Source organism: Pleionea sediminis (assembly GCF_007570825.1).
Classification (GTDB): Bacteria; Pseudomonadota; Gammaproteobacteria; order Enterobacterales; family Kangiellaceae; genus Pleionea; species Pleionea sediminis.
The window spans coordinates 1,867,150-1,891,638 of record NZ_SUNB01000001.1 but is presented as its reverse complement, the minus strand read 5'-3'; the positions used below and the strand labels follow the sequence as shown (position 1 = coordinate 1,891,638).

The window sequence follows — 24,489 nt, the reverse complement described above, 5'->3', positions numbered from 1 at the left end:
TTGCTTTAACTACTCCACACTAATAAGCGCAAGTACCAAATAGATCAAACAAAGTTCTTCGACCCTAACGGTTTACTTGGAAAAAATGTCGTGAAAGAATCAAACGATAGCACAGCGGAATCAATGCAAGACCATCAGACCAAACTATTATCTGTTGCTATCGGCAGTTGCTCAAGAGCCGGCAAAAAACCCAGTAATGAAGACTGCGTTGCGTATCAAATACCTAACAACAACTATGAGCTGGAGCACAAAGGGATTGCAGTAGCTCTCGCCGATGGCGTAAGTAGCGCCGAAGCAGGCAAAGAGGCAAGCGAAACTGCCGTTAATAATTTCATCAACGATTACTATCAAACTCCGGATACCTGGTCGGTCGCACACGCCGGACAGAAAATTCTTACCTCCATTAACTTAAAATTATTTCGAAGAAGTCACGAGTTCACCAATGAAGAGAAAGGTTATCTCTGCACCTTTAGTGGCCTTATTATTAAGTCACGTATCGTTCATTGCTTTCATGCCGGTGACAGTCGTATTTTTCGATATTCAGGCGGTAGCTATTCGCAACTAACTCGTGATCATATCGCCAATATCGGCAGCGGACGCAGTATTCTGGCGCGAGCAGTAGGAATGGATAACAGTTTACAAATCGATTACTTGAAACAGCCGTTACAACAAGGCGACCTGTTCCTGATAACGTCTGATGGTGTGCATGACTTCGTAACTGAAGAACAGATAGTTAAAGTGCTAACTTCGCAAACAACTGCACAACAAAAAGCAGAGTCGCTAGTCAGTCAGGCACTACAGCAAGGCAGTGATGACAACGTCAGTTGTGCGGTTATCGAAGTCTTACAGTTACCCGAAGAAAGTCTGGACGATTACAACACAAAGCTGACTCGACTCCCGTTTCCTCCTTCCCTTGAACCGGGCATGAAAATCGATGGCTTTATCATCAAACATGAAATTTTCGCAAGCAGTCGCAGCCAGCTCTACTTAGTAGAGGAGGAAGCGCCCCATAGACTTATGGTGATGAAAACACCATCGGTTAATTATGAAGACGACACCTCCTACATCGATCGCTTTATTCAAGAAGAATGGATCGGAAAGCGAATCGACAGTCCTTATGTCGTAAAAATTTTAGCGCAAAAATCGAAACGAAATTTTCTCTACTATTTAATGGAATACATCGAAGGTGAAACATTAGAAAAATGGATGGCGAAACATCGATTCCCTAGGCCCAAAATTGCAATACAAATTGTCGACCAAATTGCGAAAGGACTAGCCGCGTTTCACGATCAAGAAACCATTCATCAAGATATGAAACCCGGCAATGTGATGATTGATAAACATGGAGAGGTAAAGATTATCGATTTCGGTTCAGTTTATGTTGCAGGTATCGCCGAAGTGTTTCGTCCCATAGTTCATGAGCACGCACTGGGCACCGCATCTTACTCCGATCCTCAATATTTACTGGGTATCAACTCGGGAATTCAGGGTGACCTCTATGCACTAGCCACCATTACTTATGAACTCTTCACCGGCGAGCTTCCCTTTGGTGATAAAATTGAAGAATGTCGATCCGCAATGGACTACGATAGGCTGCGTTATCGAAACGCCAATCAATTTAACCCGGTAATACCAGCCTGGTTTGATAGAGCCTTACAGCGCGGGCTCAAATTCGATTTGGAACAACGGTATCGAACGCTCGATGCTTTTCTGCAAGATTTACACGAGCCCAATCCTGAATATCTACTGGATGATCCCAATTACACAAAAGATAAAAGCAAAGCGCTTTTTTGGCAAATAATTTCCGGGTTCTGGCTATTAACGCTGATTCTCCTGTATTTACTATTCTCAAGTTAAAATCGAACTAACAACTGATTCTTTGGGGAAACACTGCTATACAGAGTGAATCCCGGAGATACGGTGCCAGTATCCGTTAGAATCATTTTCCGCGTTAAAAAACTGCTCTGCCGCTTGTTCACCAGATAATACACTTCTAAATTTAATTAAATCCTTTTGTATATCAAACTGTTCTGGGCTTAACCGAATCACATCTGCGACCTTTTGCACCGAAGTCAAATCCTTGATTAAATTTTGCTTTAGACCAGACATGGTTTGAATACCATTCATCACAAATAGTTTTTGACCTTCCTGTGATCGAATTGTTTTTCCCGCCGGGTAATTCAAACATATGCGCTGACAATCATCCTTTGGTCGATCCTCGGATCGCGCAGTAAAACATCGCGCCGAATAAGCCAAGGGCATATGACCATAAACAAATACCTCGGTGTCAAAAACCGCTGCAGGATGATAATTTTTTCGATAGTTACTAAGACATTCATTAATTACCTGACGCGACAATTCGAGTGGCGGGTTCCACCGCACCATGCCCAGAGAAAACAATTGATGCAGCGCCTGATGATTAAAGAGATTCAACGCAGCACCCGCAACAAAAGGCAATCCACGCTGTTGACATAAATGAACCGCCGCCATATCGTTTGCTTCTATTAAGTAATCGCTAGAATTGATCAGTTTTGATAGAGCTTTGTATTCGGAAGCCGCCTCTAACAAGGTGAGAGTTGACAAGACTACCTGTTTACCCTGAGCCGATATATGTTCAGACAATGCCAGCCAATCTTTAAGCGTTAACTCTCGACGTTTCGAACATACGGTTTCGCCTAAATAAACAATATCAAAGTCGCTTTGCGCGACTGTATCGTAAAACTCAATCGTTTTTTGTCTGTCCCAGTAATATAAAATGGGACCTAATGAGAACTTAATCGCGCTCTTACTCATATTCGACTCCTGTTATTGCCACGCTCGTTCGTATGCTCCTAACGTCGTTTGTTTGCCTTCGGACAAACGAGCCAGTGAAGCTTTCCAGTCGTCTTTGACTTGCCAGTCTCCTGACCGACAAGCGTCGATTGCTTCACGCCATACTCGAGTAATTTGCTCTACATATGCCGGGCTACGCTGACGACCTTCAATCTTCAACGATACAACGTTCATTGACATCAACTGAGGCAGTAATTCTAAACTGTTTAAACTGGTGGGTTCTTCAAGAGCATGAAAAATCTGACCATCAACGTCAAACCTTCCTTTGCATAGTGTGGGATAACCGGCCGCTTCATCGTCAGTAAAGCGATCAATCAACATATCATTCAACCGAGTTTCTAGTTGCCCGTTAGATTCTTTCCATTCTACAAACTTTGCAGGTGAACAAGCGCCACACGAATTAGGCGATTCCCCTGTCAAATAAGAAGATAAAAAGCAACGTCCTTCAGCCATAATGCACAAACTACCGTATGCAAAAACTTCCAGAGGAACCGAACATTGATCACTCAGCGACTGAACTTGCTTGATTGACAATACGCGCGGCAACACCACGCGGTCGATCGCATAATGTTGGTGATAAAACTCAATAGCTCCCGGATTGGTCGCCGATGCCTGAACTGACAGATGAAGTTCGACTTCGGGATAGTGTTCACGCACATATTGCAGTAACGCAATGTCGGCAACAATTAAAACATCAACACCTAGCTCAATGGCATTATCTACAGCAGCATACCAATGTTGAATTCGTTCGGGTTGCGCAAATGTATTGATCGCAACATGAATCCTTTTATTAGCTCGATGGACAATATCAACTGCTGCTATCAGCTGCGACTTAGTAAAGTTAAGACCAGCGAAGTGGCGCGCATTAGTATCATCTTTAAAACCAATGTATACAGCATCGGCTCCGCTATTAATCGCACGCTTTAATGACTGAAGGTTTCCGGCAGGACACAACAATTCCATACTTGCTTCTCATGTTATTGATCTGTCTCATGAAAATTCATTGAAATTTAACTTAATATTTCAAAATAAATTAGTCTGGACAAACGCGTTTAGCTTATATAGGTATCCTAAAGTGAAGTCATCAATACAACAATTAGCTTTAGTAGGTATAAATTTGGGTAACAAAGTACCACTATCGCTTAGAAATTTGGTATTAAAACCTATTTCGAGTCGAATTCATCGAGCAATTAACCGAGAAACTCTTACTCAAATTCGAGGCAAAAAAGTAACACTTGAAGTAATTGATTTAGAAAATATTTTTTGCTTTGTGGTTCAAGATAAAACGATTGAGCTAATCGATGGCATTAGCAAACCGGATGTTACATTTCGAGGAACTAGCAATGCATTAATTTCACTACTGCTGCAAAAAGAAGATCCAGACGCATTGTTTTTTACTCGACAGTTAACAATACTGGGTAACACCGAGCTAGGACTCGAAATAAAATCCATCTTTGATAATATAAATATCGATCAGTTACCCGGTATCATAAGTTACGGTTTAGAAAAGCTTTATTCAATAACTCAGCAACCAGTTCATATTAAAAGAGAACCATCCAGCAGGACGAATCCAGATCCTTGATTTACATCGATAATTATCAGGATAGCTGAGAAATTTACACCCCTGAAAAGAACATATAAAATTCTGCTAATTTAAAGAACACCATTCTTCTTCAGCGCCGCTTGCGACTTAATGGCGATTTTACTCAGCTTATTTAAATCACCGAGCTGTACACGCTCACCGCGAGTTACTTTATCCTCCCAAGATTCAACTGTCATAATCAAATATTCAATAATTTTTTTGGGACAGCCGTAACAATCGTCCACACATATTATTTGATAATTGACCTGGTCGATAACTTCAGCTCGAATCTGAGAAATTAGCTCATTCATTGCTACATAAGTACTAGGTTTTCTTGGGTTACTATTACTACTCACAATATCTACCGATCACGAGGTATAGCCATTAGAAAACACAGTAAATATACTTCTTGTTAGGAGGTACATACAATGTCCGAACAATTTGTATATTCTTTTTTTCAAGCCGATCATCAACGGTTGGATATCCTCTACAAGAATTTCAAGCAAAATCTAGAAATTGATTTAGTAGCCGCAAAACGGTTCTTTAAAGACTTTAAAGATGGACTTATCCGCCATATCGAGTGGGAGGAGGATCTATTGTTTCCGGTATTTGAAATAAAAACAGGCATGACGAATCGTGGGCCTACGGCGGTTATGCGTAAGGAGCATGGTATTATTATTTTCTTACTGGAACAGATGCATGAAAATTTTAACATTGTAACCATTAGCCAGACCATTGGTGAGTTAGACAGTATATTAAATGCTCACAACCAAAAGGAAGAGCGAGTATTATATCCTGAAATGGATGAAATTTTTTCCAAGGATGAGATTGCCAAGCTGGTCGTTGCATTAAAATAACGATTAACGAACCACCACAGGCCGAGTGCTTGAGGTGGTTTCGAACAATTGATATATATTATGCAGCTGCTCCCGACTGGATTGAGTTACGCCTAAATCTTTTATCAGACCATCTTCGATACTATAGATCCATCCATGAATGCTTAATGATTTTCCGCGATCCCATGCATGTTGCGCGATTTTCGTTTTCGCAATATTAAATACTTGCGTTTTAACGTTTAGCTCACAGAGGCGATTCACACAGTCATCTTTTTTCAAAGATGTTAACTCTTCTTGGTGGTGAAAATAGATATCTCTGAGATTGCGTAACCAGCTATCAACCAATCCCACCTCGTCGTTTTCGAGAGATGCTCTCACTCCACCACAACCATAATGACCGCAGACAATCACGTGCTGTACCTTTAACACTTCAATTGCGAATTGAATAACAGACATACAGTTAAAATCGGTATGGATGACTATATTGGCAATATTTCGATGTACAAAAAGTTCACCTGGGGCCAATCCGACAATTTCGTTTGCCGGTACGCGGCTGTCAGAACAGCCGACCCAAAGGTATCTTGGTGTCTGCTGCTTAGCCAGGTCCTTGAAAAAGTTTTCGTCTTGCTCTAACCGAAGTTTGGCCCATTGACGATTATTGTTCATTAGATCAGAGAGTGACATTGTATTCTCAGGGCCTACTGCATTGCGTTACGTTCATCCACTCCGAGTTCGATACCTTTGATTTCGGACTCAATAATTCTTCGGGCAATGTATTGTGCGATAGATTTTCTTTGAACTTTTTCGTTCAGGTAGTTCTCAATTCGATCAGAAACCATTTCAAACGGTAATTGATTACCATCGACTTTCCTCACAATATCTACCACATGCAATCCGTAGCGACTTTCAATTGGCATAGTAACTAAACCAGTTTCAAATCGCTGCAATTGCTCTTCAAATTCTGGTACCGTTTGCCCTTTACTAAGTTGTCCAAGGCTACCACCAACTTCTTTCGATGGACAGGCAGAGTACTGTTTAGCCAAGCTCTTAAATGCAGCTACATCATTTTCAAGTGTTCGAATTAAGGTAACGGCTAACTCTCGCATTTCATCGCGTGTTTCAAAATCATCGGGTGCCGCTTGCAGTAAGATGTGCCGAACTTCCAATAACGGAAAAGTCACGAACTTTTCTTTGTTACTTTGGTAGTAGGTCTCACAATCATTGGCACTGGCAACGGGAGACTCTACGTCAGTTTGCAAAACTTGTTCAACAATTTCATCGTTCATCTTTTCGCTTTCTTTTATCAACGTGAGTTCTACTGCGCGCTGACGGAACAATTCGTCAATAATTAACGATCGACTCGCTTTGAACTGTGCTTCCTCAAGTTGCTCTGCAGGATGGTACTGCATTTCGTTAAAAATTGAGTCTTTAGGGATCTCGATTTTATTAACGGTGATCATCTCTTTCTTCCTCTTTAAGGTGGGCAACTGCCCACCTGTTTAAACTAAACTAACGATTATTTTTTTGAGTCAAAGAGACTAGCCTTTAGAGCGTACAATTTGATAGCTACGGCGAACGTATTTTACCGGCACGCTCCAAATATGCACCAGTCGACTGAATGGAAACACAACGAAAAGCGTCATACCCAGAACAATGTGTAACTTGAAAATAATATGAACATTGGCTATGGAGGAAGCCGCTTCAGTACCATTAAAAATTACCAACTGCTGTGCCCAGTGCATCAGCTTTAACATTTCACTACCATCAAGATGGCCCATCGAAACAAAAATACTAATTAAGCCAAGTATCAATTGCGCATACAGCAAAAACAGAATGGTTAAATCCATCTTTGAAGTATTAGCACGCACTCGAGGATTGGTTAATCGACGTTTGATCAAAATAGTAAGACCCGCAAAGCAGATAATACCGAATAAGCCACCGGCTCCCATTGCAACTTTTTGTTTAAACGCAGCAGAAACACCCAGGAAATCCCAAACCTGATGTGGTGTGAGTAATCCAACAAAGTGTCCAATTAAAATCATGATCACGCCAATATGGAACAGTCGAGATCCAATTTTAAGCTGTTTACTTTCCAACATCTGGCTGGAACCTGTTTTCCAGGTATATTGATCGCGATCATAGCGAATTAAACAGCCTAACAAAAAAATCGCAAAGGCAATGTAAGGGTAAAGCCCGAACAAAAAATGATTCATTGAGTTCATTGTGTATCTCCTTAAGATGCCTGAGATGCATTATTGTTAGTCAAATCTAGATTGCTCGCATTGACAAAACCAATAGGAACATCAGCTTGTTTACTTTGCTTTGCGGTGGGCCGCATTTGGTCGGAACCACAACTACTGTCTGGACCAAAGGTGACCATTTCTTCTTCCCAAACTTTATCGATGGCTTTTGGCGTGTCATCGCGTTTTTCGTCAGCGATTTGCGCTTTTACATCTTCCAGATCGACTTCTGCTTGAGACCAACTAAGCAATGCTTTAAATAAATATGAGTAGAGGCTATCGCGCTTTTCTAAACGAACTGCAAGCACGGCTAAAATGTGCGCTACATCTTGCAACCAATGTTGCGCATTTTCTTCGCCCTGGGTCGATAGAAACTCAAGAAACAATGGAATGTAGTCAGGTAACTCTTTTACCCCTATTTCCAAACCGGCTTCTTTGTAATTGTGTTGTAAATCTATCATGGCCTGACCGCGATCGCGCGACTCACCGTGAACGTGTTCAAATAACAACAGCGATAAAGCACGTCCACGGTCAAATAAACCTTCGTAGTAAGCTTGCCAGTCCAATAAAGATTGAGGACGAAAATGCGCAACGAACTGGTTTAACTGATTTTTTCCAGATTGATCCAAATTGGTATCACTGTCGATAATTGCAACAATCTCATCCAAATTTTTGTAAGCCTGCTCTGTCGGATAATCGAGCAGCAACGAAATAACGCGTAATGCTTTCATCAGTCAATCTCCACTTTAACTGGAATTACTTGACGCACGGTTTGTTTTTTCGCACCGAATAAGTTGGTATCACTGGTTCCGTTAGAACAACCATTACCAAAGCTAAATCCACAACCGCTTTTCATGTCGTAGGCATTTTCAGCGTAGGCTTTATGACTGGTAGGAATTACAAAACGATCTTCGTAGTTCGCAAGCGCCATGTAGCGGTACATTTCTTCTACCTGATGTTTTGAGATACCTACTTGCTTTAACACTTCGATATCTTCAACTCCATCTACGTTTTGCGAACGTTTGAAAGCACGCATCGCAATCATGCGTTCTAAAGCTCGAACCACTGGCGCTTCATCACCACCGGTCAGCATGTTGGCAAGATACTTCAATGGAATGCGTAGCGATTTCAAGTCTGGTATTTCACCGTTCATACCCACATGGCCTGCTTCAACCGCTGATTGAATCGGGCTTAATGGCGGTACATACCAAACCATGGGTAATGTTCGGTATTCAGGATGCAGTGGTAAGGCAACTTTCCAATCCATCGCCATTTTGTAAACTGGCGAGTCAACAGCAGCATCAAGCCACGCTTGTGGAATACCTTCTTTCAACGCCGCTTCGATCACTTCAGGATCGGTTGGATCTAAAAATATATCGCACTGCGCTTCGTAGAGATCTTTGTCGTCAGCCACCGATGCCGCTTCTTCAATGCGATCAGCATCGTAAAGCAACACGCCCAGATAACGAATTCGACCCACACAAGTTTCGGAACAGACCGTTGGCTGACCACTTTCTATGCGCGGATAACAGAAAATACATTTTTCTGATTTACCAGTTTTCCAGTTGTAGTAGATTTTTTTGTATGGACAACCCGAGACGCACATCCGCCAACCACGACATTTGTCCTGGTCAATTAGTACAATACCGTCTTCTTCGCGCTTGTAGATTGCACCTGAAGGACAGGAGGCAACACACGCAGGGTTTAAGCAGTGCTCACATAAACGTGGTAAATACATTAAGAATGTATTTTCAAATTGCCCGTAAATATCGGCTTGAACTTGGTCAAAGTTTTTATCGGCGCGACGTTTTTTAAACTCGGTACCTAAAATTTCTTCCCAGTTAGGACCCCATTCAATTTTTTCCATGCGCTGACCGGAAATCAAAGAACGAGGACGCGCTACCGGTTGATGTTTACTTTCACCCGCTTGATGCAAGTATTGATAGTCGTAATCAAACGGCTCATAGTAATCATCAATTTCTGGCAAATCGGGATTGGCAAAAATGTTTGCCAGAATTTTGCGTTTACCACCTTGACGCGGCTCCAACTTGCCATTTTTGGTACGTTTCCAACCGCCGTTCCATTTGTCTTGATTCTCCCACTCTTTGGGATAACCAATACCGGGTTTACTTTCCACGTTATTGAACCAGGCGTATTCCATACCTTCACGCGAGGTCCAAACGTTTTTACAAGTGATCGAACAAGTGTGGCAGCCGATACACTTATCAAGATTCAGGACCATGCCTATTTGTGCTCTTACTTTCATTGTTTCGGCTCCTACTCTGTATCTAACCAGTCAACTTTATTCATTTTGCGAACCACGACGAACTCGTCTCGGTTACAACCCACCGTACCGTAGTAGTTAAAGCCATAGGATTGTTGGGCGTAGCCACCAATCATATGTGTTGGCTTCATGACTGCGCGTGTGACCGAGTTATGAATGCCGCCACGAGTATTGGTAATTTCCGAACCGGGTACATTCACAATTCGCTCTTGTGCGTGATACATCATTGCCATGCCTTCAGGTACACGTTGTGATACAACGGCACGGCAAGCAATAGCGCCATTGACGTTAAACACTTCAATCCAGTCATTATCTTCGATACCGGCTTTTTCAGCGTCGCACTCACTCATCCAGACGATCGGGCCTCCCCGTGATAGCGTCAGCATTAACAAGTTATCGGAATAAGTTGAATGGATACCCCACTTTTGATGCGGCGTGATCCAGTTGAGCGCAATTTCACGATTACCGTTTGGTTTTTTGTTCATGATGGGCGCGGTGGTTTTTAAGTTAATCGGTGGTTTGTACACACACATGGTTTCACCGAAATCACGCATCCACTCATGATCTTGATAGAACTGTTGTCGCCCCGTTACCGTTCGCCATGGAATGAATTCATGCACGTTGGTGTAACCTGCGTTGTAACTAACGTGTTCATCTTCAAGACCTGACCACGTGGGTGAAGAAATAATTTTTCGTGGTTGTGCTTCAATGTCGCGGAAGCGAATTTTTTCTTCTTCTTTTGGTTTAGCTAAATGCGTATGATCGCGACCAGTAAACTCGCCTAATGCACTCCACGCTTTTACCGCAACATGGCCGTTTGTTTCTGGCGCTAGCGATAAAATCATTTCAGCAGCATCTATGGCACTCTCTAGTTTGGGCCGACCTTCGTTAGCTCCTTGTTCGGTATGCCGTAAGTTGAGGTCACCCAAAAACTTAACTTCTTCTTTGGTATCCCAGCTTATGCCTTTACCGCCATTACCAAGCATCTCCAACAACGGCCCAATAGACGTGAATCGTTTGTAGGTATTGGGATAATCACGTTCTACCTGAACCATCGCTGGTGCAGTTTTTCCAGGGATTAAATCGCACTCACCTTTCCACCAGCTTTTTACACCAAAGGGTTGTGCAATTTCAGCTGGCGTATCGTGCAATATGGGTAAGGTCACTAAATCTTGTTCAACACCAAGGTGGCCTTCAACGGTTTCCGAGAATTTTTTAGCAATTCCTTTGAAAATATCCCAGTCACTGCGTGCTTCCCAGGCAGGATCAACCGCTTTGGTTAATGGATGAATAAAAGGATGCATATCCGATGTATTCATGTCATTTTTTTCGTACCAAGTAGCCGTTGGCAATACAATGTCAGAATACAAACAGGTGGTCGACATACGGAAATCTAGCGTAACCAGTAGATCGAGTTTGCCTTCGGGTGCTTGGTCGTGCCATTGCACGTCTTGTGGTTTTTTGCCACCAGATTCACCTAAGTCTTTACCTTGTAATCCGTGTTTGGTTCCGAGTAAATGACGCAACATATATTCGTGACCTTTACCGGAAGAACCCAATAAATTAGAACGCCAGATAAACAAGTTTCGAGGATAGTTTTGCGGATTGTCTGGGTCTTCACAGGCAAACTTCAAGTTACCTTCTTTGAGTAACTTAACCGCATAGTCTTTTGGATCCAATCCCGCAGCTGCAGCATCTTTGGTTAACTGTAATGGATTCATACCTAGCTGAGGCGCTGAAGGTAACCAACCCATTCGTTCCGCACGAGTGTTAAAGTCGATGATCGAACCACTCCACTTTTCTTTGTTGGCGTAAGGCGCAACCACCTCACTCATCTCCAGCTTTTCGTAACGCCATTGATCAGAATGGTTATAAAAGAAAGAGGTGCCGTTCATATGACGTGGAGGACGCTGCCAATCAAGTCCGAATGCCAGCGGTTGCCATCCGGTTTGCGGGCGCAATTTTTCTTGCCCTACATAGTGCGCCCAACCACCACCAGATTGTCCAACGCAACCACACATAATCAGCATGTTGATCAGGCCACGATAATTCATGTCCATGTGATACCAGTGATTAAGAGCGGCACCGACTATTACCATGGAGCGGCCTTTGGTTTTATCGGCTGTGCGTGCAAATTCTCGCGCAACGCGAATCACATCTTTCGCTGGAACGCCAGTGATCTGTTCCTGCCAGGCGGGAGTGTAAGGAATATTATCGTCATACGAAGATGCACAATTGGCATCGTCGTAACCATTAGCAACACCATAGTTCGCTAACGTTAAATCGAATACCGTTGCGACTTTCACAGTACGACCATCGGCCAAGATCAAACTTTTTACCGGAACTTTACGTAATTGAACTTCGTCATGATCGGTATGCGCAAAATATCCCATCTCGTGCTCGTTGGCTCCAAAGTAAGGGAAAGCAACCTGCGCAATTTCGTCGTGATCACTTTTAAGACTCAAACGCAGCGTTACTTCGTAACCGGTCTTACCGTCTTTCTGTTCGATGTTCCATTTACCTTTTTCACCCCAGCGATAACCGACCGAACCGTTGGGTGAAATGAATTCTCCATTGGCATCATTCAAACCAATAGTTTTCCACTCAGGATTATTTTCTTGCCCAAGATTGTCAGCAAGATCGGATGCGCGTAAGAAGCGACCTTGAGTTAGTCCTTTATCACTTTCATCGAGCATTACCAGCATTGGCATATCGGAGTAGCGACGCACGTAGTCAGTAAAGTATTCGGAAGGATTGTCGCGATGGAATTCGCTCAGTATCACATGACCAAACGCCATAGCTAGTGCCGCATCAGTTCCTTGCTTAGGAGCCAGCCAGGTGTCACCAAATTTTGAGCACTCGGAATAGTCCGAAGTAATGACACAAGTTTTGGTACCTTTGTAACGCGCTTCCGTCATAAAGTGCGCATCGGGCGTACGCGTTTGTGGAACGTTTGAACCCCACATAATTAAATAGTTGGAATTGTACCAGTCAGCCGATTCGGGAACGTCAGTTTGCTCGCCCCAAATTTGTGGTGATGCTGGTGGTAAATCACAGTACCAGTCGTAAAAACTGAGACAGTTGCCCCCGATCAGACTTAGGTAACGAGCACCTGCAGCGTAAGACACCATAGACATGGCTGGGATTGGTGAGAAGCCGGTGATTCGATCAGGACCGTAAGTTTTTGCAGTATAAACATTTGCTGCTGCGATGATTTCATTCACTTCAGTCCAACTGGCGCGAACGAATCCACCTAAGCCACGTTGCTGCTTGTAGGACTTTGCTTTTTCAGAATCTTCAACAATTGATTTCCAAGCATCAACCGGATCTTTGTGTTGCAGTTTCGCGGCACGCCATAACTCAACCAGTTTGCGACGAATTTTGGGATGTTTTAACCGATTGGCGCTGTATATGTACCAAGAATAACTGGCACCGCGAGGGCATCCTCTAGGCTCGTGATTCGGTAAGTCAGGACGGGTGCGAGGATAGTCAGTTTGTTGTGTTTCCCAAGTGACTAGCCCGTCTTTGACATAGATTTTCCAACTACACGAACCGGTGCAGTTTACTCCATGCGTTGACCGTACAATCTTATCGTGCTGCCAACGACGACGGTACCCTTCCTCCCAACCTCGGTCTTCATCGGTGGTGACACCATGACCGTTTGAAAAGGACTCTTCTTTGCGTTTAAAAAACTGCAATTTGTCCAAAAAATGACTCATGTTTTACTCCTCGCAAAACGACATACGCCGCTAAACAATCTGAAATCTGATAAGCTAACTAACACTGATTAGCAAATTCGATAACTGCTCTGCTTCTATTCAATTTGCAGTTTAGGTTAAGGTAATAACTATAATTTGATGCAGATCAAATCGCAGCAGCGGGAAAATTTGGCTCTACTTCAGATCTACCACTTAAGGGGTAATGCGCTTCTTTAAAAAGCCGTTCATTTTGAGCCTTGCAGCGAAAGTATTAAGAAATCAGTCCGTTTTTTAATAAACTAGACTCTTTGGTGGTACTCCAAAAGATTCTATTTGGTAAATAAGAGTAATTATCATTTGGTAACAAAATTGATGTTCAAACGAATTCAAGACTCAATAATCTTTCGCATAGGCACTATGATGAGCCTTCTTATAGCGTTGGCACTATCCAGCATGATATCGTCATTCTTAATTTCAGAAATGGCAGACAATGATGCTGCGGCAGTGAACTTGTCAGGTTCTCTACGAATGCAAAGTTACAAAATGCTAAATAACCTAGTTATTCAAAGTTCAGATTCAAATAAACTAGAGGTATTCTTAATCTCGCTCGAAAAATTTGAGCGAAGCCTCAACTCTCCCACGTTAAAACTCGAAGTATATAAATCGTCTGAGTCGGAAATATCCAATCAGTATGAAAAGGTGAAAAAACTTTGGAATGACAGATTTAAACCCGCATTAATAAAATTAGAAGAAGGAGCTCTTGACTCTAAGGATTCGCAAATCATAGCGAATGAATTTGTCGAGCAGGTAGACCTGCTAGTTTCTTACTACCAATCCGAGGCAGAGCGAAAAATTAGACTGTTACGTTTAATACAAGTTATTGCACTATTCAGCACTTTTGTTCTAGTTTACTTTGCGTTAACTTCCTTACGACGGACGGTAGAATTCCCGCTCCATGAGCTTACACAATCGGCAAGAAAAATAAGTGGCGGAGACTTTACCGCTCAGGTCAATGTAAAAAATAGTGATGAGCTAGGAATTCTCGCGGATACCATAAATAAAATGTCCGGCGCTCTGTCTCAAATGTACGGAAAGTTGGAAAAAAGAGTTGAGGAAAAGACTTTCGAATTACAGCGAAGTCGAAACGCTTTGGAGTTTTTATTAAACGCATCTAAAGAAATAACAGCAAAAAAGTCGGAAGAAATGGACTTTGAGTTGTGGACAGATCACCTTTCTAAGATTACCCAGTTAAAATCCATTGATCTGTGCTTAACAACTGCCGATGGAACTCAACCTTTTTTACATGTGCTTACGGATCTGGAATGTCATAATCCAGAATGTAAGCCCGTTAACTGTGCCACTTGCTTAGAAGGCGCTCCTTTTACAGGTGAACTTCCCGTAATTTCTTTTCAGCTAAAAAAGAATGACATCAATTATGGAGTTCTCACTTGTACTTTACAGCCAAATGAAAAACTAGAGCTCTGGCAGGAACAAATTCTTGAATCATTCTCTGATTTAGTTGCATTATCACTTAGCTTCAAAAACCAAGCTGACCAAGAGCGTCGCATGGCCTTGATGACGGAACGTACAACGATCGCTCGAGAATTACACGATTCATTAGCTCAAGCATTGTCTTACTTAAAAATACAAGTAACTCGATTAAAGCGGGCCGTAGCTAAAGACGGTCAAGAAATGATTGTTGCTGAAGTGATTGAGGAATTACAAGAAGGGCTAAACTCCGCATATCGCCAACTACGCGAGCTTCTTACAACTTTTCGCTTACAACTTTCTGGAGTTGGCTTACAATCTGCACTTGATGAAACAGTCGAGCAATTTAAAGAACAACGTCCGGAATTTACCATTAAATTGCAATACAAGGTTAGCAACGTTCCTTTTACACCGAATGAAGAAATCCACTTATTGCAACTAGTACGAGAAGCCACTCAAAATGCAATTCATCATTCACAAGGCAATCAAGTGACCATTGAGTTTAAGCAAGGAGAGCAAAAAGATGTAGAACTGTCTATTATTGATAATGGTATTGGTATACCCGAATCGCCTGAAAAAGTGAACCACTACGGTTTAGCTATAATGCAAGAGCGTGGACGCAATCTAAATGGCTCACTAAAAATTCAGAGATTGAATCAGGGAACAGGTGTATTTTTCAAATTTTTACCGAGTTACTTGAGAAGTTAGAGGCAATTAACTAATCTATAAAATAGATTACATATAGCCTTTATAATTTTATTATTTACTATCGTTACACCGCATATATCAAGCTTACGCTGTAGGTTGCTATTGATCACAGTGTATGAACTATTTCCCGATGCTGAGCTTTTATACTATCAAGCGATAGTCGAAGTAATTATATTTCTCAATCCTCTCCGCGCATGTGCTTTTCCCAAATCTCATTGGATTTAAAGTTTCCGTTTTTTGCACCTATATAGTGATTAAGCCACTGAATTTCTTCGGGGAGTTCATCGAACAAATCGGAAACAATAAGTTCGATAATTTGCACGCTTAAATTGGAATTCAATCTAGCGGCCAATATTTTTCGAAAATCAGCTATGGATTCAGGTTTAGAGTAAAAACCTCCATATGCTTTGACTTGAGATTGTAGGTCATATTCATTTGCATTCGACTGATAAATTTCTGACTCACTCAATTTTCCCAAATGAAAAATATTGTTACGTAAATAAATAATTGTTAATGGAATATTATTCTTCAAGCAATGAACTAGTTCGTTGTGCTGAAAATTAAATCCGCCATCACCGCATATAATCAAAACACGATCATTTAGGTTGTTATCCTTTAAGTACTCACCCAATGCACGCGCATAAGGTATGCTTGTCCCCATAGCGGCGTACCAAGGATTCGATAACCAACTACGGCCAGTTTGTGTGGCACGGTTAATAAGTGAATAAGAAAGAAACAAAGAGTTTCCTACTTCCGGTAAATAGATGACACCATAAGGTAATTTTTCAGTGACAGCATTAATTACAGCTGCGAGGTTTTTAAGTGATATTTTTTTACTTGAATCAAGGTCATCTTTATATAGAAGTCGATTGTGGCGTGATGCAAGAAAAGATTCTATTAATGCATTATTGTTAAAGCTAAACGATTGCTTTGATACTGTTTTTATAATCTGATAAAGCCCTTGCGATCGTTCAATTGTGCCTTTTAGTACCGTTTTATTTGCAAAGCTGGCAATGAAATCGGTGTTGCTAAGAAATGCTCTACTGGTATCTTGCGGAATAATGCTGGTTTCAATTTCCAGAATATAATCGACACCTTGCTCCACCAGCTTGCGCAACTCAGGCATGGTGAAGGCGCCATTGTAAACCCCCAAATGGATCTCGTCATCGGCATAGATTCCACGAGCCAACCAGTTCGATACCATAGGAATACCACTCGCTTTGCAAAAGTAATACAGGCGATCTTTAAGCGGCGAATTATGTTTAATGTTTTCTCCGACCAACACCAATGGCGATTTTGACTGCTGCAATTTCTCGATTACGTGGGCGGTTATGTCATCGGCACCACTTAACAATATATGTTCGCAATGCAGTTCTTCTTTTTTGCAGGGCAAATTTAATGTTTGTGTGGGTGCATATATTATATCACGTGGTACTTCAATAAATACCGGTTGTCGTTCGAGATATGCGTGTTTTACCGCATTGAAAAACTGTGCACCAGCCATCGATGGTTGTTCAGGATTGCGAGCACCCTGTAAACGAATCGACTTAACACCGATAGCATTAAACGCATTGAGCGCGGCGTCGTAGTTGATATTCCACTCATTACCTGAACTAGAAACATGATGAAGGGCAACTCTATCAATCTCGCTTTCACCCGGTGCCCCCGAAAGAATTACTAGAGGAAGTCGTTCTGCTTTTGCTAAAGCAGCTGCCGACAGACAAGGTAAACTACCAACCGTATAGGTTACTAACACACAACCCATGCCAGTCACTTCCGCTTGCCCGCAAGCACAAAAGGCGGCGTGCATTTCGTTGCTGGCAGATTTTATTGTAATTTGACTTTCCAATCCTTTGATTAAATTTGCAACGAAGTCTCCACCAATACCATAAATGGAATTAATCGAGAACAGCTGCATCACCTCAACCATTTGTTCGGCGAGTGTTTTCAACTTGCTGTCGTACTTATGACCAAAGTTTTCAGCTATTGTTGGCATAGTTAAAACTCAAATTTTCTGGTTTATCAGCCCATCACCCATTCTTTTCGATTCACGGGATAAGGTACTTCACTATTCATAAAAAAGGCCAATATATATTGGCCAATGTTGTCACTGAATGAGTTTAAGGGTTATAAAACTCGCCTGATCTACGAAGATAGAACCACCAGTTAATGAACAGGCAAACTCCATAGAAAATTGCGAATCCAATTAGGGCTACTTCTGGAGTAGTTGCAGTAATCTGCTCACCAATAACTTTCGGAATATAAAACGCTCCGTATGCTGCAACGGCAGATGTCCATCCCAACACCGGTCCAGCTTGCTCTTTTGGAAATACCATAGCAATTGTTCGAAATGTTGATCCATTACCAATTCCTGTCGCAGCAAATAGAATCAGAAATAAAATAAAGAACGGAATAAAGAACTCTTCTGGTGTTGCCGAGGCATAAGCAGCTTTCATGTAATAGGCAACCCCTAACGCCGCACCAACCATAATGACTGAGCATACTTGGGTCACTAATGCACCGCCTAATTTATCTGAAATCCAACCACCAACAGGACGAATAAGTGCGCCTATAAAAGGTCCCATCCAAGCATACATTAATGCACTTGGTCCGTTAGGATTAATGGTGTTATGAGTCATCACGCCATCAACCATAACATGGCTATAACCAAAGATAACTTTGATTGCCAACGGAAACGATGCTGCAAAGCCAATAAAAGAGCCAAATGTCATGGTGTAGATAATACTCATTACCCAAGTATGTTTATTATTAAATATTTTGTATTGGCGATCGAGTGACTGTCGAATTTGCCCAGGCAATATCTTTAAAGCAAAGACCGTTGCACCAATTACACCAACAAGCACCAGCTCTTTTGGGACGCCAAAACCAGAGCCATTCGCTTTTTCTGGAAGCATTAACCACAACCCAACGGCCGCTGTGATAAAACCGATAAGCAACATAAAGCTGATAGTCATAAATGAAGAAATCGGATTACCTATATCAGGAGACACTTCTTTGGTACGAATATTATTCATACCAAACCAACCAAAAAACGCTAGCGGAACCAAGAATAATAACCAAACGAACCCAGCATTTTGAATCCAAGTTTCAGATCCTGCTTCAATTTTTCCAATCAGTGTTCCTGACGAATTAACCAAAATCATAGGGTCGCCGCCCATTGCACCAAAAGCGCCAAAGGTCATAAATAGTGGAACAAGAATTTGCATAGTTGTTACACCAAAATTGCCTAAGCCAGCGTTTAACCCCAGAGCTAATCCTTGCTGTTTTTTTGGATAGAAGAAACTGATATTAGACATAGATGCTGCGAAGTTCCCCCCTCCGATTCCCGAGAGTAATGCTAACGCCTGAAAAATCCACAGCGGTGTATTTTTATCTTGGAGCGCAATGCCTGCACCAAAAGCAGGTATCATTAGCAATGCAGTAGTAAAAAATATTGTATTACGACCACCACACAATCTAATGAAAAAGCTACTCGGAATACGGAGTGTTGCGCCAGTCAATCCAGAGATTGCCATTAAGGTAAACAGCTCAGACTTTGCAAATGGGAACCCTAAGTTCAACATTTGCACTGTTATAATACCCCAGTACAACCACACGGCGAATCCACATAGTAGACTTGGAATAGAAATCCAAAGATTTCTATTCGCTATTTTTTTACCATTAGATTCCCAGAAAGCGCTGTCTTCGGGATCCCATTTTTCTAAGTCGGCCATAATTTACTCCGGAAAAAATCTGGTTTATGTAAGAACAAGGCCAACTATCATAAAGCGCAACATTAAAAACAATTACCTATTTTAGGTAGGAAGTAATTGTGTCTAATCTACTTACTTCTAAAATTTGCACATAATAACCTCTGAAACTACCTATTTTTAGGTAGGTATTGATTAGTATTGGTACTTCCTATGGCATATAGAAACCAGTACATTATGCGTATGCGCTAGCGACCAAGCAGAGAGTTAAAAATTGATTCAGGTCAAAGAAATAGTTCCCACACTTGCTTTTCGTATACGCATACACAGATAATCTATATTAGTAACATTATAATTCGGGAATACTTATGAGTGCAGCAAGTGTGTTTATGATTGATGATCACCCTCTTTTCCGAAAAGGTGTCCATCAGTTAATTGAAATGGAAGATGATTTAGTTTCAATTGGAGAAGCAAGTTCAGGTGAGGACGCCATTCATCAATTGAAAAACATACCAGAAGAGCCCGATCTTATTATTCTAGACCTCAATATGCAAGGAATGGACGGGCTCGAAACTCTCCGTTCTTTGCGTGCAATGGGTATCTCATCGAAGATTATTATGCTTACAGTTTCAGATAACGATGCGGATGTGATTGATTGCATTAGAGCAGGAGCTGATGGATATCTTTTAAAAGATATGGATCCAGAAGATATTATTGAAAAAATCAAGGCCGCTACAATTGGAAAGTTGGCCATAAGTGAGCGACTAACAGAAGTATTAGCAACAGCATTAAGAAAGCCCGATAAAGATAATGGTAATTTATTGTCTTCACTTACCAGTCGAGAATTGGAAATACTAAATCGAATATCACGGGGCTTAAGCAATAAATTAATTGCCCGTGAATTGGATATTTCAGATGGAACAGTAAAAGTTCACGTGAAGCATTTATTAAAAAAACTGAACATGAAGTCACGAGTTGAAGCTGCTGTTTGGATGGTCAGTCAAAAGAGAAAATAATTAGGTTTAATTCGGACATTTAAATATGACTTCAGATTGCTGTTTTCAAAAAGGCTTAATGACATTTGCTCAAGCAAAAGAAAAATTGCTAGAGCATGCCAGCTCAATTACTAAGACGAGTAATGTTCTAATAAGTAAAGCTCTAAACTCCACTCTGGCAGAAAAGATTTGCTCTCCAATAAATGTTCCTGGTTTCGACAACTCTGCTATGGATGGGTATGCAGTACGTTTGAACGATGTACTACGTGACAACAAAGCTGTTTTAGTTGGCAAATCGTTTGCGGGAGCTCCATACGAGGGAGATATAGGACAAGGCGAATGTGTACGAATAATGACAGGAGCTATGGTACCAAAGGGTGCAGATTGTGTTATCAAGCAAGAAGATACATCGCAACAAGGTATAGCAAAAATTAATGAAATGATATTTTTTAATAAAATCCCTAGTACGCCAGTAAATATTCGGGCCGCAGGTGACGATATTAAGGTTAATCAAACAATACTAGAACCTGGACGAAAGCTTACTGCTGCTGATATCGGTTTACTTTCGTCATTGGGAGTTCGTGAGATCGAAATCTTCGACTCCATAAAAATTGCAGTATTCTCTTCTGGAGATGAACTCATAGATTCAAACGAAGCATTAGAAGCAGGTAAGATATATGATAGTAATAGACACACGACAATAAGTATTTTAAAGCAGTGCGGCTTTCAAGTAACCGATCTAGGGATATTACCCGATGCTCCTGATGTAATTAGTAACGCACTGAACAACGCAAGTAAAAAGGTGGATGTGATCATTACATCTGGAGGTGTCTCTGTCGGTGAAGCGGACTATATAAAGAGCATAGTTGAGCAGCTGGGAAATATTTCACTTTGGAAAGTGGCAATGAAGCCAGGGAAACCATTCGCGTTTGGAAATATTGGAGACTGTCATTTTATCGGATTACCAGGAAACCCTGTCTCTAGTATGGTAACTCTAATGCAGTTGGGACTCCCTTTTCTTCGAAAGTTGCAGGGGCAACTCGCCAAAGATCCAGGCTATTATTACGCTCGACTTACTAGAAAAATTCAAAAGTCACGAGGCCGTTATGAGTTCCAACGTGCATATATTAGTTTAAACGATACATTTCGATGGGAAGCATCACCAATCAGAAATCAAAGCTCGGGAGTGTTATCATCAATGAGCCAAGCCAATGGGTTTATAGTTTTAGAACCAGAAGCTGAATGCGTAGAAGTTGGTGAGTTGGTCAAAGTTCAAAGATTCAATGATTTACTTTTTGTGGAGTCTTAATGGAACTTGATACGAAAGAACTTTTACATTATGCGCGGCAAGTTATACTTCCCGAAGTTGATGAAGTTGGGCAGTTAGCATTAAAGAGAGCTGAAGTTGCAATTTTTGGAATAGGTGGACTTGGTTCACCTGTATCTTTATACCTTGCAGCATCTGGAATCGGCAAGATTCACCTAATTGACCATGATCAAGTTGAAACTTCAAATTTACATAGACAAATTGCGCACGGATTATCAAGTAATGGACATTCTAAAGTAAGTTCGGCCGCCAAGCGTTGTGTAGATTTAAATCCTTATATTGACATTAACCTCATTGAAGAACGTCTTGAGAACATAAATGATTTTAGTCAGTTTGCTAACTGCAACCTTATAATCGATTGTTTGGACTCCGTTAATTCTCGTAAACTTTTGAATGAACTCAGTATTCAACTTAAGATTCCAATGGTGAGTGGCTCAGCTATTCGCTTTGAAGGACAATTGAGTGTTTTTAACTTGAATAAGGCATCTCCTTGCTATGATTGTGTATATCAAAACATCGGGAATTTAGATGAAAATTGTTTTGACAAAGGAATTATGGGACCTGTCGTAGGAACTATTGGCAGTTTACAAGCAATGGAAGTAATAAAAATTATACTGAATATAGGTCAACCGCTGGATGGAAAACTTCTAATCTATGATGCAAAAAACTCATCAATTCAAACTTTAAAAGTATCTAAAAATAAAAAATGTCATTGTAATAAATAACTTTTCAGTGATGCTTTTAGGACTTATTGTTAAAGGTGAAATTTATCATTTATATCTAAACGTATTTTGAATACTATTCAAATGTAATAATTCCCATTTCTCTTATAAAAGCAAACATGACGATTTAACTCATTACTTCTCCTTTCAACTCTCGAGTCAAAACACTCATAGAGCGTTTTGTTCCCAACTAATAAGTATTCGAATCCAACAATAAACTCTTCGTTGTTTTTTACACAATTAACCACGACTATTTTTTCAAGTTGATGGAGCTCCCATGAACTAGAGTTGTTTAACACTGGAGGACTGAGTATGTTTACATTTACAATTTTCTTATTTTTATCGATAGCCAAATCTTCTAAACATTCTAATTTTGTTGTCCAAATAATATTTTCAAATCCAGAGTGAATTTCGAAAAGACAAACTTGGAATACTCTTGATAAAATTGTTTGTCTCATAGAGTGCCAATATTGATTAGTAGATTCAACCAATGCACTCGGAAAGAACTCTTGCATACATTCAGATGTTTGAAACATAAATACTCGTAGTTTCGAGCAGAACTTTGAATTCAATAGCTCGCCGTACCGATAATGGGTACATTATAGCGTTTTTCAATTTTAGAAACAATTAAGCACTTTCCATAATTCATGAATTAGGAATTTATAAAACAATAAAAAATCATTTCTTTGTTCATATTCAAGGCTCAGTTTCTATAGAATACGATTGAAATATTTTTTACTTTATCAAGCTGTACGATAAGAGAATAGATTAAACTTCTTAGCGGATTGAGTTTAGAGGCAATGTTTTATTAAAGAAATTATTTACCAATACTTTCTAACTAGAAATATAGCTTTAAATTCCTCCTTCAAAATTCACCTGTCGCCAAGCCTCGTAGCTAACAATTGCGACTGCATTCGATAAATTCATGCTGCGATTTGTCTTCAACATAGGTATTCTTAACCTTGAGCTAGGTTGAAAAGTATCCATTACTTCAGGTGGTAATCCAGCTGTTTCAGAGCCAAACAATAGAACGTCTCCAGATTGATAATTAACGCTATGATAAGCACAACTACCTTTAGTCGTAATAGCAAAAATTCTACGTCCTTCTACATGTTTAACGAATGATAAATAATTCTCATGCCTAGTGACATTCGCCAAATCATGGTAATCAAGTCCTGCCCTACGTACTTTTTTTTCATCTAAATCAAATCCCAAAGGCTCTATTAAATGTAAAAAAAATCCGTTATTCGCAATTAATCGAATTATGTTTCCAGTATTTGGAGCAATTTGAGGTTCAAAAAGAGCAATATGAATCATCTTTAAATTTCAAAATTTGTAATAATTTGACCAATAAATTATACAGGAAATGCTCCCTTATAACCTATTGATAAACTTATATTTTTATTTATGTTAACCGAATTGTAATAAACGTGATTGCATTGGTAAATAAAATTTTATCTTAGGTTATTTTTTGTAGGTCTCTTTTATTGAGGTTAAAATCGACTTTGCAGTATAATTTTCAATTAAATTTCAACTAGTTACAATACCACCTAAATTATTTGAACAATTTTAGGTCACTATAAACAATCATATTATTCGTCTGTGCGCTAATACAGGCTTTCAACTTCATTTAATCAAACCTTTCGGATTTGAGCTGGACGACAAACGCATGCGGCGCGCAGGCCTCGATTATCATGAGTGGGCTAACGTCAAAATTCATGAAAACTACGATGACTTTTTAAGTTCAGAAAACCCAAAAGTCCTTTATGCCGCTTCGACAAAAGGCACACAAAGATACGACAAGCCCAATTATCAACCTGGCGACTTTATAATGTTTGGTCCCGAAACTCGTGGTTTACCGCAAGACGTTCGAGAAAGCTTACCCGCAGAGCATGTTGTTCGACTACCAATGAAAGCAGACAGTCGCAGCTTAAACCTCTCTAACAGTGTGGCCATTTTTGTTTTCGAAGCTTGGCGGCAACTAGACTTTGAAGGCTGCCAATAACCGCATTTATTTGGATCAATTCCAACGAAGCCAGTTCGAATCTGGCTTCTATCCAACTCTTT

Annotated in this window: 21 protein-coding genes; 8 read left to right on the top strand and 13 right to left on the bottom strand. The window is 40.7% G+C overall.

Going from position 1 to position 24,489, the window contains the following annotated elements:
• Positions 1-90: 90 nt before the first annotated feature.
• Positions 91-1,857 carry a bifunctional protein-serine/threonine kinase/phosphatase gene (locus tag FAX86_RS07680; RefSeq protein ID WP_246128516.1) on the top strand — a complete coding sequence of 589 codons (1,767 nt, stop codon included), beginning with the start codon at positions 91-93 and terminating at the stop codon, positions 1,855-1,857.
• A 36-nt stretch (positions 1,858-1,893) separates the two neighbouring features.
• On the opposite strand, the gene FAX86_RS07675 is transcribed toward FAX86_RS07680, so the two are convergent.
• Together FAX86_RS07675 and ubiU are read right to left on the bottom strand one after the other, a co-directional pair.
• Positions 1,894-2,793 (bottom strand): U32 family peptidase, encoded by a 900-nt coding sequence (locus FAX86_RS07675; protein WP_205859121.1) that lies wholly within the window; start codon positions 2,791-2,793, stop codon positions 1,894-1,896.
• A 12-nt stretch (positions 2,794-2,805) separates the two neighbouring features.
• Positions 2,806-3,795 carry a ubiquinone anaerobic biosynthesis protein UbiU gene (gene ubiU / locus FAX86_RS07670; protein WP_144392748.1) on the bottom strand — a complete coding sequence of 330 codons (990 nt, stop codon included), beginning with the start codon at positions 3,793-3,795 and terminating at the stop codon, positions 2,806-2,808.
• Positions 3,796-3,907: 112 nt separating this feature from the next.
• On the opposite strand from ubiU, the gene ubiT reads away from it, so the two are divergent.
• Positions 3,908-4,414, top strand: coding sequence for a ubiquinone anaerobic biosynthesis accessory factor UbiT (gene ubiT, locus FAX86_RS07665; RefSeq protein ID WP_164503503.1), 507 nt, complete (start codon positions 3,908-3,910; stop codon positions 4,412-4,414).
• Positions 4,415-4,485: 71 nt separating this feature from the next.
• Here ubiT and FAX86_RS07660 read toward each other — a convergent pair whose 3' ends face one another.
• Positions 4,486-4,770, bottom strand: a complete 285-nt coding sequence (locus FAX86_RS07660; RefSeq protein WP_144392746.1) for a hypothetical protein — start codon at positions 4,768-4,770, stop codon at positions 4,486-4,488.
• A gap of 72 nt (positions 4,771-4,842) precedes the next feature.
• On the opposite strand from FAX86_RS07660, the gene FAX86_RS07655 reads away from it, so the two are divergent.
• Positions 4,843-5,271 (top strand): hemerythrin domain-containing protein, encoded by a 429-nt coding sequence (locus FAX86_RS07655; protein ID WP_144392745.1) that lies wholly within the window; start codon positions 4,843-4,845, stop codon positions 5,269-5,271.
• A 3-nt stretch (positions 5,272-5,274) separates the two neighbouring features.
• Here the strand turns inward: FAX86_RS07655 and can are convergent, their stop codons facing one another.
• The 6 genes from can to FAX86_RS07625 form a co-directional block, all read right to left on the bottom strand.
• Positions 5,275-5,934 (bottom strand): carbonate dehydratase, encoded by a 660-nt coding sequence (gene can / locus FAX86_RS07650; protein ID WP_144392744.1) that lies wholly within the window; start codon positions 5,932-5,934, stop codon positions 5,275-5,277.
• Between the two features lie 14 nt (positions 5,935-5,948).
• Complete coding sequence (locus FAX86_RS07645; RefSeq protein ID WP_144392743.1) at positions 5,949-6,710, bottom strand: peptidylprolyl isomerase; 762 nt, start codon at positions 6,708-6,710, stop codon at positions 5,949-5,951.
• A gap of 78 nt (positions 6,711-6,788) precedes the next feature.
• Entirely contained in the window at positions 6,789-7,472 is a 684-nt protein-coding gene (gene narI / locus FAX86_RS07640) for a respiratory nitrate reductase subunit gamma (RefSeq protein ID WP_144392742.1), read from the bottom strand.
• Positions 7,473-7,483: 11 nt separating this feature from the next.
• Positions 7,484-8,221, bottom strand: coding sequence for a nitrate reductase molybdenum cofactor assembly chaperone (gene narJ, locus FAX86_RS07635; RefSeq protein WP_144392741.1), 738 nt, complete (start codon positions 8,219-8,221; stop codon positions 7,484-7,486).
• On the bottom strand, positions 8,221-9,756 hold the full coding sequence (gene narH, locus FAX86_RS07630; RefSeq protein ID WP_144392740.1) for a nitrate reductase subunit beta: 1,536 nt from the start codon (positions 9,754-9,756) through the stop codon (positions 8,221-8,223). Before narH ends, narJ begins: the two co-directional genes overlap by 1 nt.
• Positions 9,757-9,767: 11 nt before the next feature.
• Positions 9,768-13,493 carry a nitrate reductase subunit alpha gene (locus FAX86_RS07625; protein ID WP_144392739.1) on the bottom strand — a complete coding sequence of 1,242 codons (3,726 nt, stop codon included), beginning with the start codon at positions 13,491-13,493 and terminating at the stop codon, positions 9,768-9,770.
• 351 nt (positions 13,494-13,844) lie between these two features.
• On the opposite strand from FAX86_RS07625, the gene FAX86_RS07620 reads away from it, so the two are divergent.
• Entirely contained in the window at positions 13,845-15,668 is a 1,824-nt protein-coding gene (locus tag FAX86_RS07620) for a type IV pili methyl-accepting chemotaxis transducer N-terminal domain-containing protein (protein WP_144392738.1), read from the top strand.
• A 178-nt stretch (positions 15,669-15,846) separates the two neighbouring features.
• On the opposite strand, the gene FAX86_RS07615 is transcribed toward FAX86_RS07620, so the two are convergent.
• Both FAX86_RS07615 and FAX86_RS07610 read right to left on the bottom strand, forming a co-directional pair.
• On the bottom strand, positions 15,847-17,664 hold the full coding sequence (locus tag FAX86_RS07615) for a thiamine pyrophosphate-binding protein (RefSeq protein ID WP_144392737.1): 1,818 nt from the start codon (positions 17,662-17,664) through the stop codon (positions 15,847-15,849).
• A gap of 124 nt (positions 17,665-17,788) precedes the next feature.
• On the bottom strand, positions 17,789-19,402 hold the full coding sequence (locus FAX86_RS07610; protein ID WP_144392736.1) for an MFS transporter: 1,614 nt from the start codon (positions 19,400-19,402) through the stop codon (positions 17,789-17,791).
• 344 nt (positions 19,403-19,746) lie between these two features.
• Here FAX86_RS07610 and narL point away from each other — a divergent pair, with 344 nt between their 5' ends.
• From narL to FAX86_RS07595, 3 genes are read left to right on the top strand one after another with little or no spacing between them, the layout of a single operon-like run.
• Complete coding sequence (narL, locus tag FAX86_RS07605; protein WP_144392735.1) at positions 19,747-20,394, top strand: two-component system response regulator NarL; 648 nt, start codon at positions 19,747-19,749, stop codon at positions 20,392-20,394.
• 25 nt (positions 20,395-20,419) lie between these two features.
• On the top strand, positions 20,420-21,682 hold the full coding sequence (gene moeA, locus FAX86_RS07600) for a molybdopterin molybdotransferase MoeA (protein WP_144392734.1): 1,263 nt from the start codon (positions 20,420-20,422) through the stop codon (positions 21,680-21,682).
• On the top strand, positions 21,682-22,425 hold the full coding sequence (locus FAX86_RS07595; RefSeq protein ID WP_144392733.1) for a HesA/MoeB/ThiF family protein: 744 nt from the start codon (positions 21,682-21,684) through the stop codon (positions 22,423-22,425). The genes moeA and FAX86_RS07595 overlap by 1 nt, the downstream gene beginning before the upstream one ends.
• Positions 22,426-22,502: 77 nt before the next feature.
• Here the strand turns inward: FAX86_RS07595 and FAX86_RS07590 are convergent, their stop codons facing one another.
• Positions 22,503-22,958: a hypothetical protein gene (locus tag FAX86_RS07590; RefSeq protein ID WP_144392732.1), complete on the bottom strand. Its 456-nt coding sequence runs from the start codon at positions 22,956-22,958 to the stop codon at positions 22,503-22,505.
• 316 nt (positions 22,959-23,274) lie between these two features.
• Positions 23,275-23,739 (bottom strand): tRNA (cytidine(34)-2'-O)-methyltransferase, encoded by a 465-nt coding sequence (locus tag FAX86_RS07585; protein WP_144392731.1) that lies wholly within the window; start codon positions 23,737-23,739, stop codon positions 23,275-23,277.
• Positions 23,740-24,001: 262 nt separating this feature from the next.
• Here FAX86_RS07585 and FAX86_RS07580 point away from each other — a divergent pair, with 262 nt between their 5' ends.
• Positions 24,002-24,427, top strand: coding sequence for a tRNA (cytidine(34)-2'-O)-methyltransferase (locus FAX86_RS07580; protein ID WP_144392730.1), 426 nt, complete (start codon positions 24,002-24,004; stop codon positions 24,425-24,427).
• Positions 24,428-24,489 lie beyond the last annotated feature (62 nt).

Bases quoted from the DNA above. Each gene is read 5' to 3' on its own strand.
- FAX86_RS07675 (WP_205859121.1), bottom strand. From the start codon at position 2,793: ATGAGTAAGAGCGCGATTAAGTTCTCATTAGGTCCCATTTTATATTAC.
- ubiU (WP_144392748.1), bottom strand. From the start codon at position 3,795: ATGGAATTGTTGTGTCCTGCCGGAAACCTTCAGTCATTAAAGCGTGCG.
- FAX86_RS07655 (WP_144392745.1), top strand. From the start codon at position 4,843: ATGTCCGAACAATTTGTATATTCTTTTTTTCAAGCCGATCATCAACGG.
- can (WP_144392744.1), bottom strand. From the start codon at position 5,934: ATGTCACTCTCTGATCTAATGAACAATAATCGTCAATGGGCCAAACTT.
- FAX86_RS07645 (WP_144392743.1), bottom strand. From the start codon at position 6,710: ATGATCACCGTTAATAAAATCGAGATCCCTAAAGACTCAATTTTTAAC.
- narI (WP_144392742.1), bottom strand. From the start codon at position 7,472: ATGAACTCAATGAATCATTTTTTGTTCGGGCTTTACCCTTACATTGCC.
- narJ (WP_144392741.1), bottom strand. From the start codon at position 8,221: ATGAAAGCATTACGCGTTATTTCGTTGCTGCTCGATTATCCGACAGAG.
- narH (WP_144392740.1), bottom strand. From the start codon at position 9,756: ATGAAAGTAAGAGCACAAATAGGCATGGTCCTGAATCTTGATAAGTGT.
- FAX86_RS07625 (WP_144392739.1), bottom strand. From the start codon at position 13,493: ATGAGTCATTTTTTGGACAAATTGCAGTTTTTTAAACGCAAAGAAGAG.
- FAX86_RS07620 (WP_144392738.1), top strand. From the start codon at position 13,845: ATGTTCAAACGAATTCAAGACTCAATAATCTTTCGCATAGGCACTATG.
- FAX86_RS07615 (WP_144392737.1), bottom strand. From the start codon at position 17,664: ATGCCAACAATAGCTGAAAACTTTGGTCATAAGTACGACAGCAAGTTG.
- FAX86_RS07610 (WP_144392736.1), bottom strand. From the start codon at position 19,402: ATGGCCGACTTAGAAAAATGGGATCCCGAAGACAGCGCTTTCTGGGAA.
- narL (WP_144392735.1), top strand. From the start codon at position 19,747: ATGAGTGCAGCAAGTGTGTTTATGATTGATGATCACCCTCTTTTCCGA.
- moeA (WP_144392734.1), top strand. From the start codon at position 20,420: ATGACTTCAGATTGCTGTTTTCAAAAAGGCTTAATGACATTTGCTCAA.
- FAX86_RS07595 (WP_144392733.1), top strand. From the start codon at position 21,682: ATGGAACTTGATACGAAAGAACTTTTACATTATGCGCGGCAAGTTATA.
- FAX86_RS07590 (WP_144392732.1), bottom strand. From the start codon at position 22,958: ATGTTTCAAACATCTGAATGTATGCAAGAGTTCTTTCCGAGTGCATTG.
- FAX86_RS07585 (WP_144392731.1), bottom strand. From the start codon at position 23,739: ATGATTCATATTGCTCTTTTTGAACCTCAAATTGCTCCAAATACTGGA.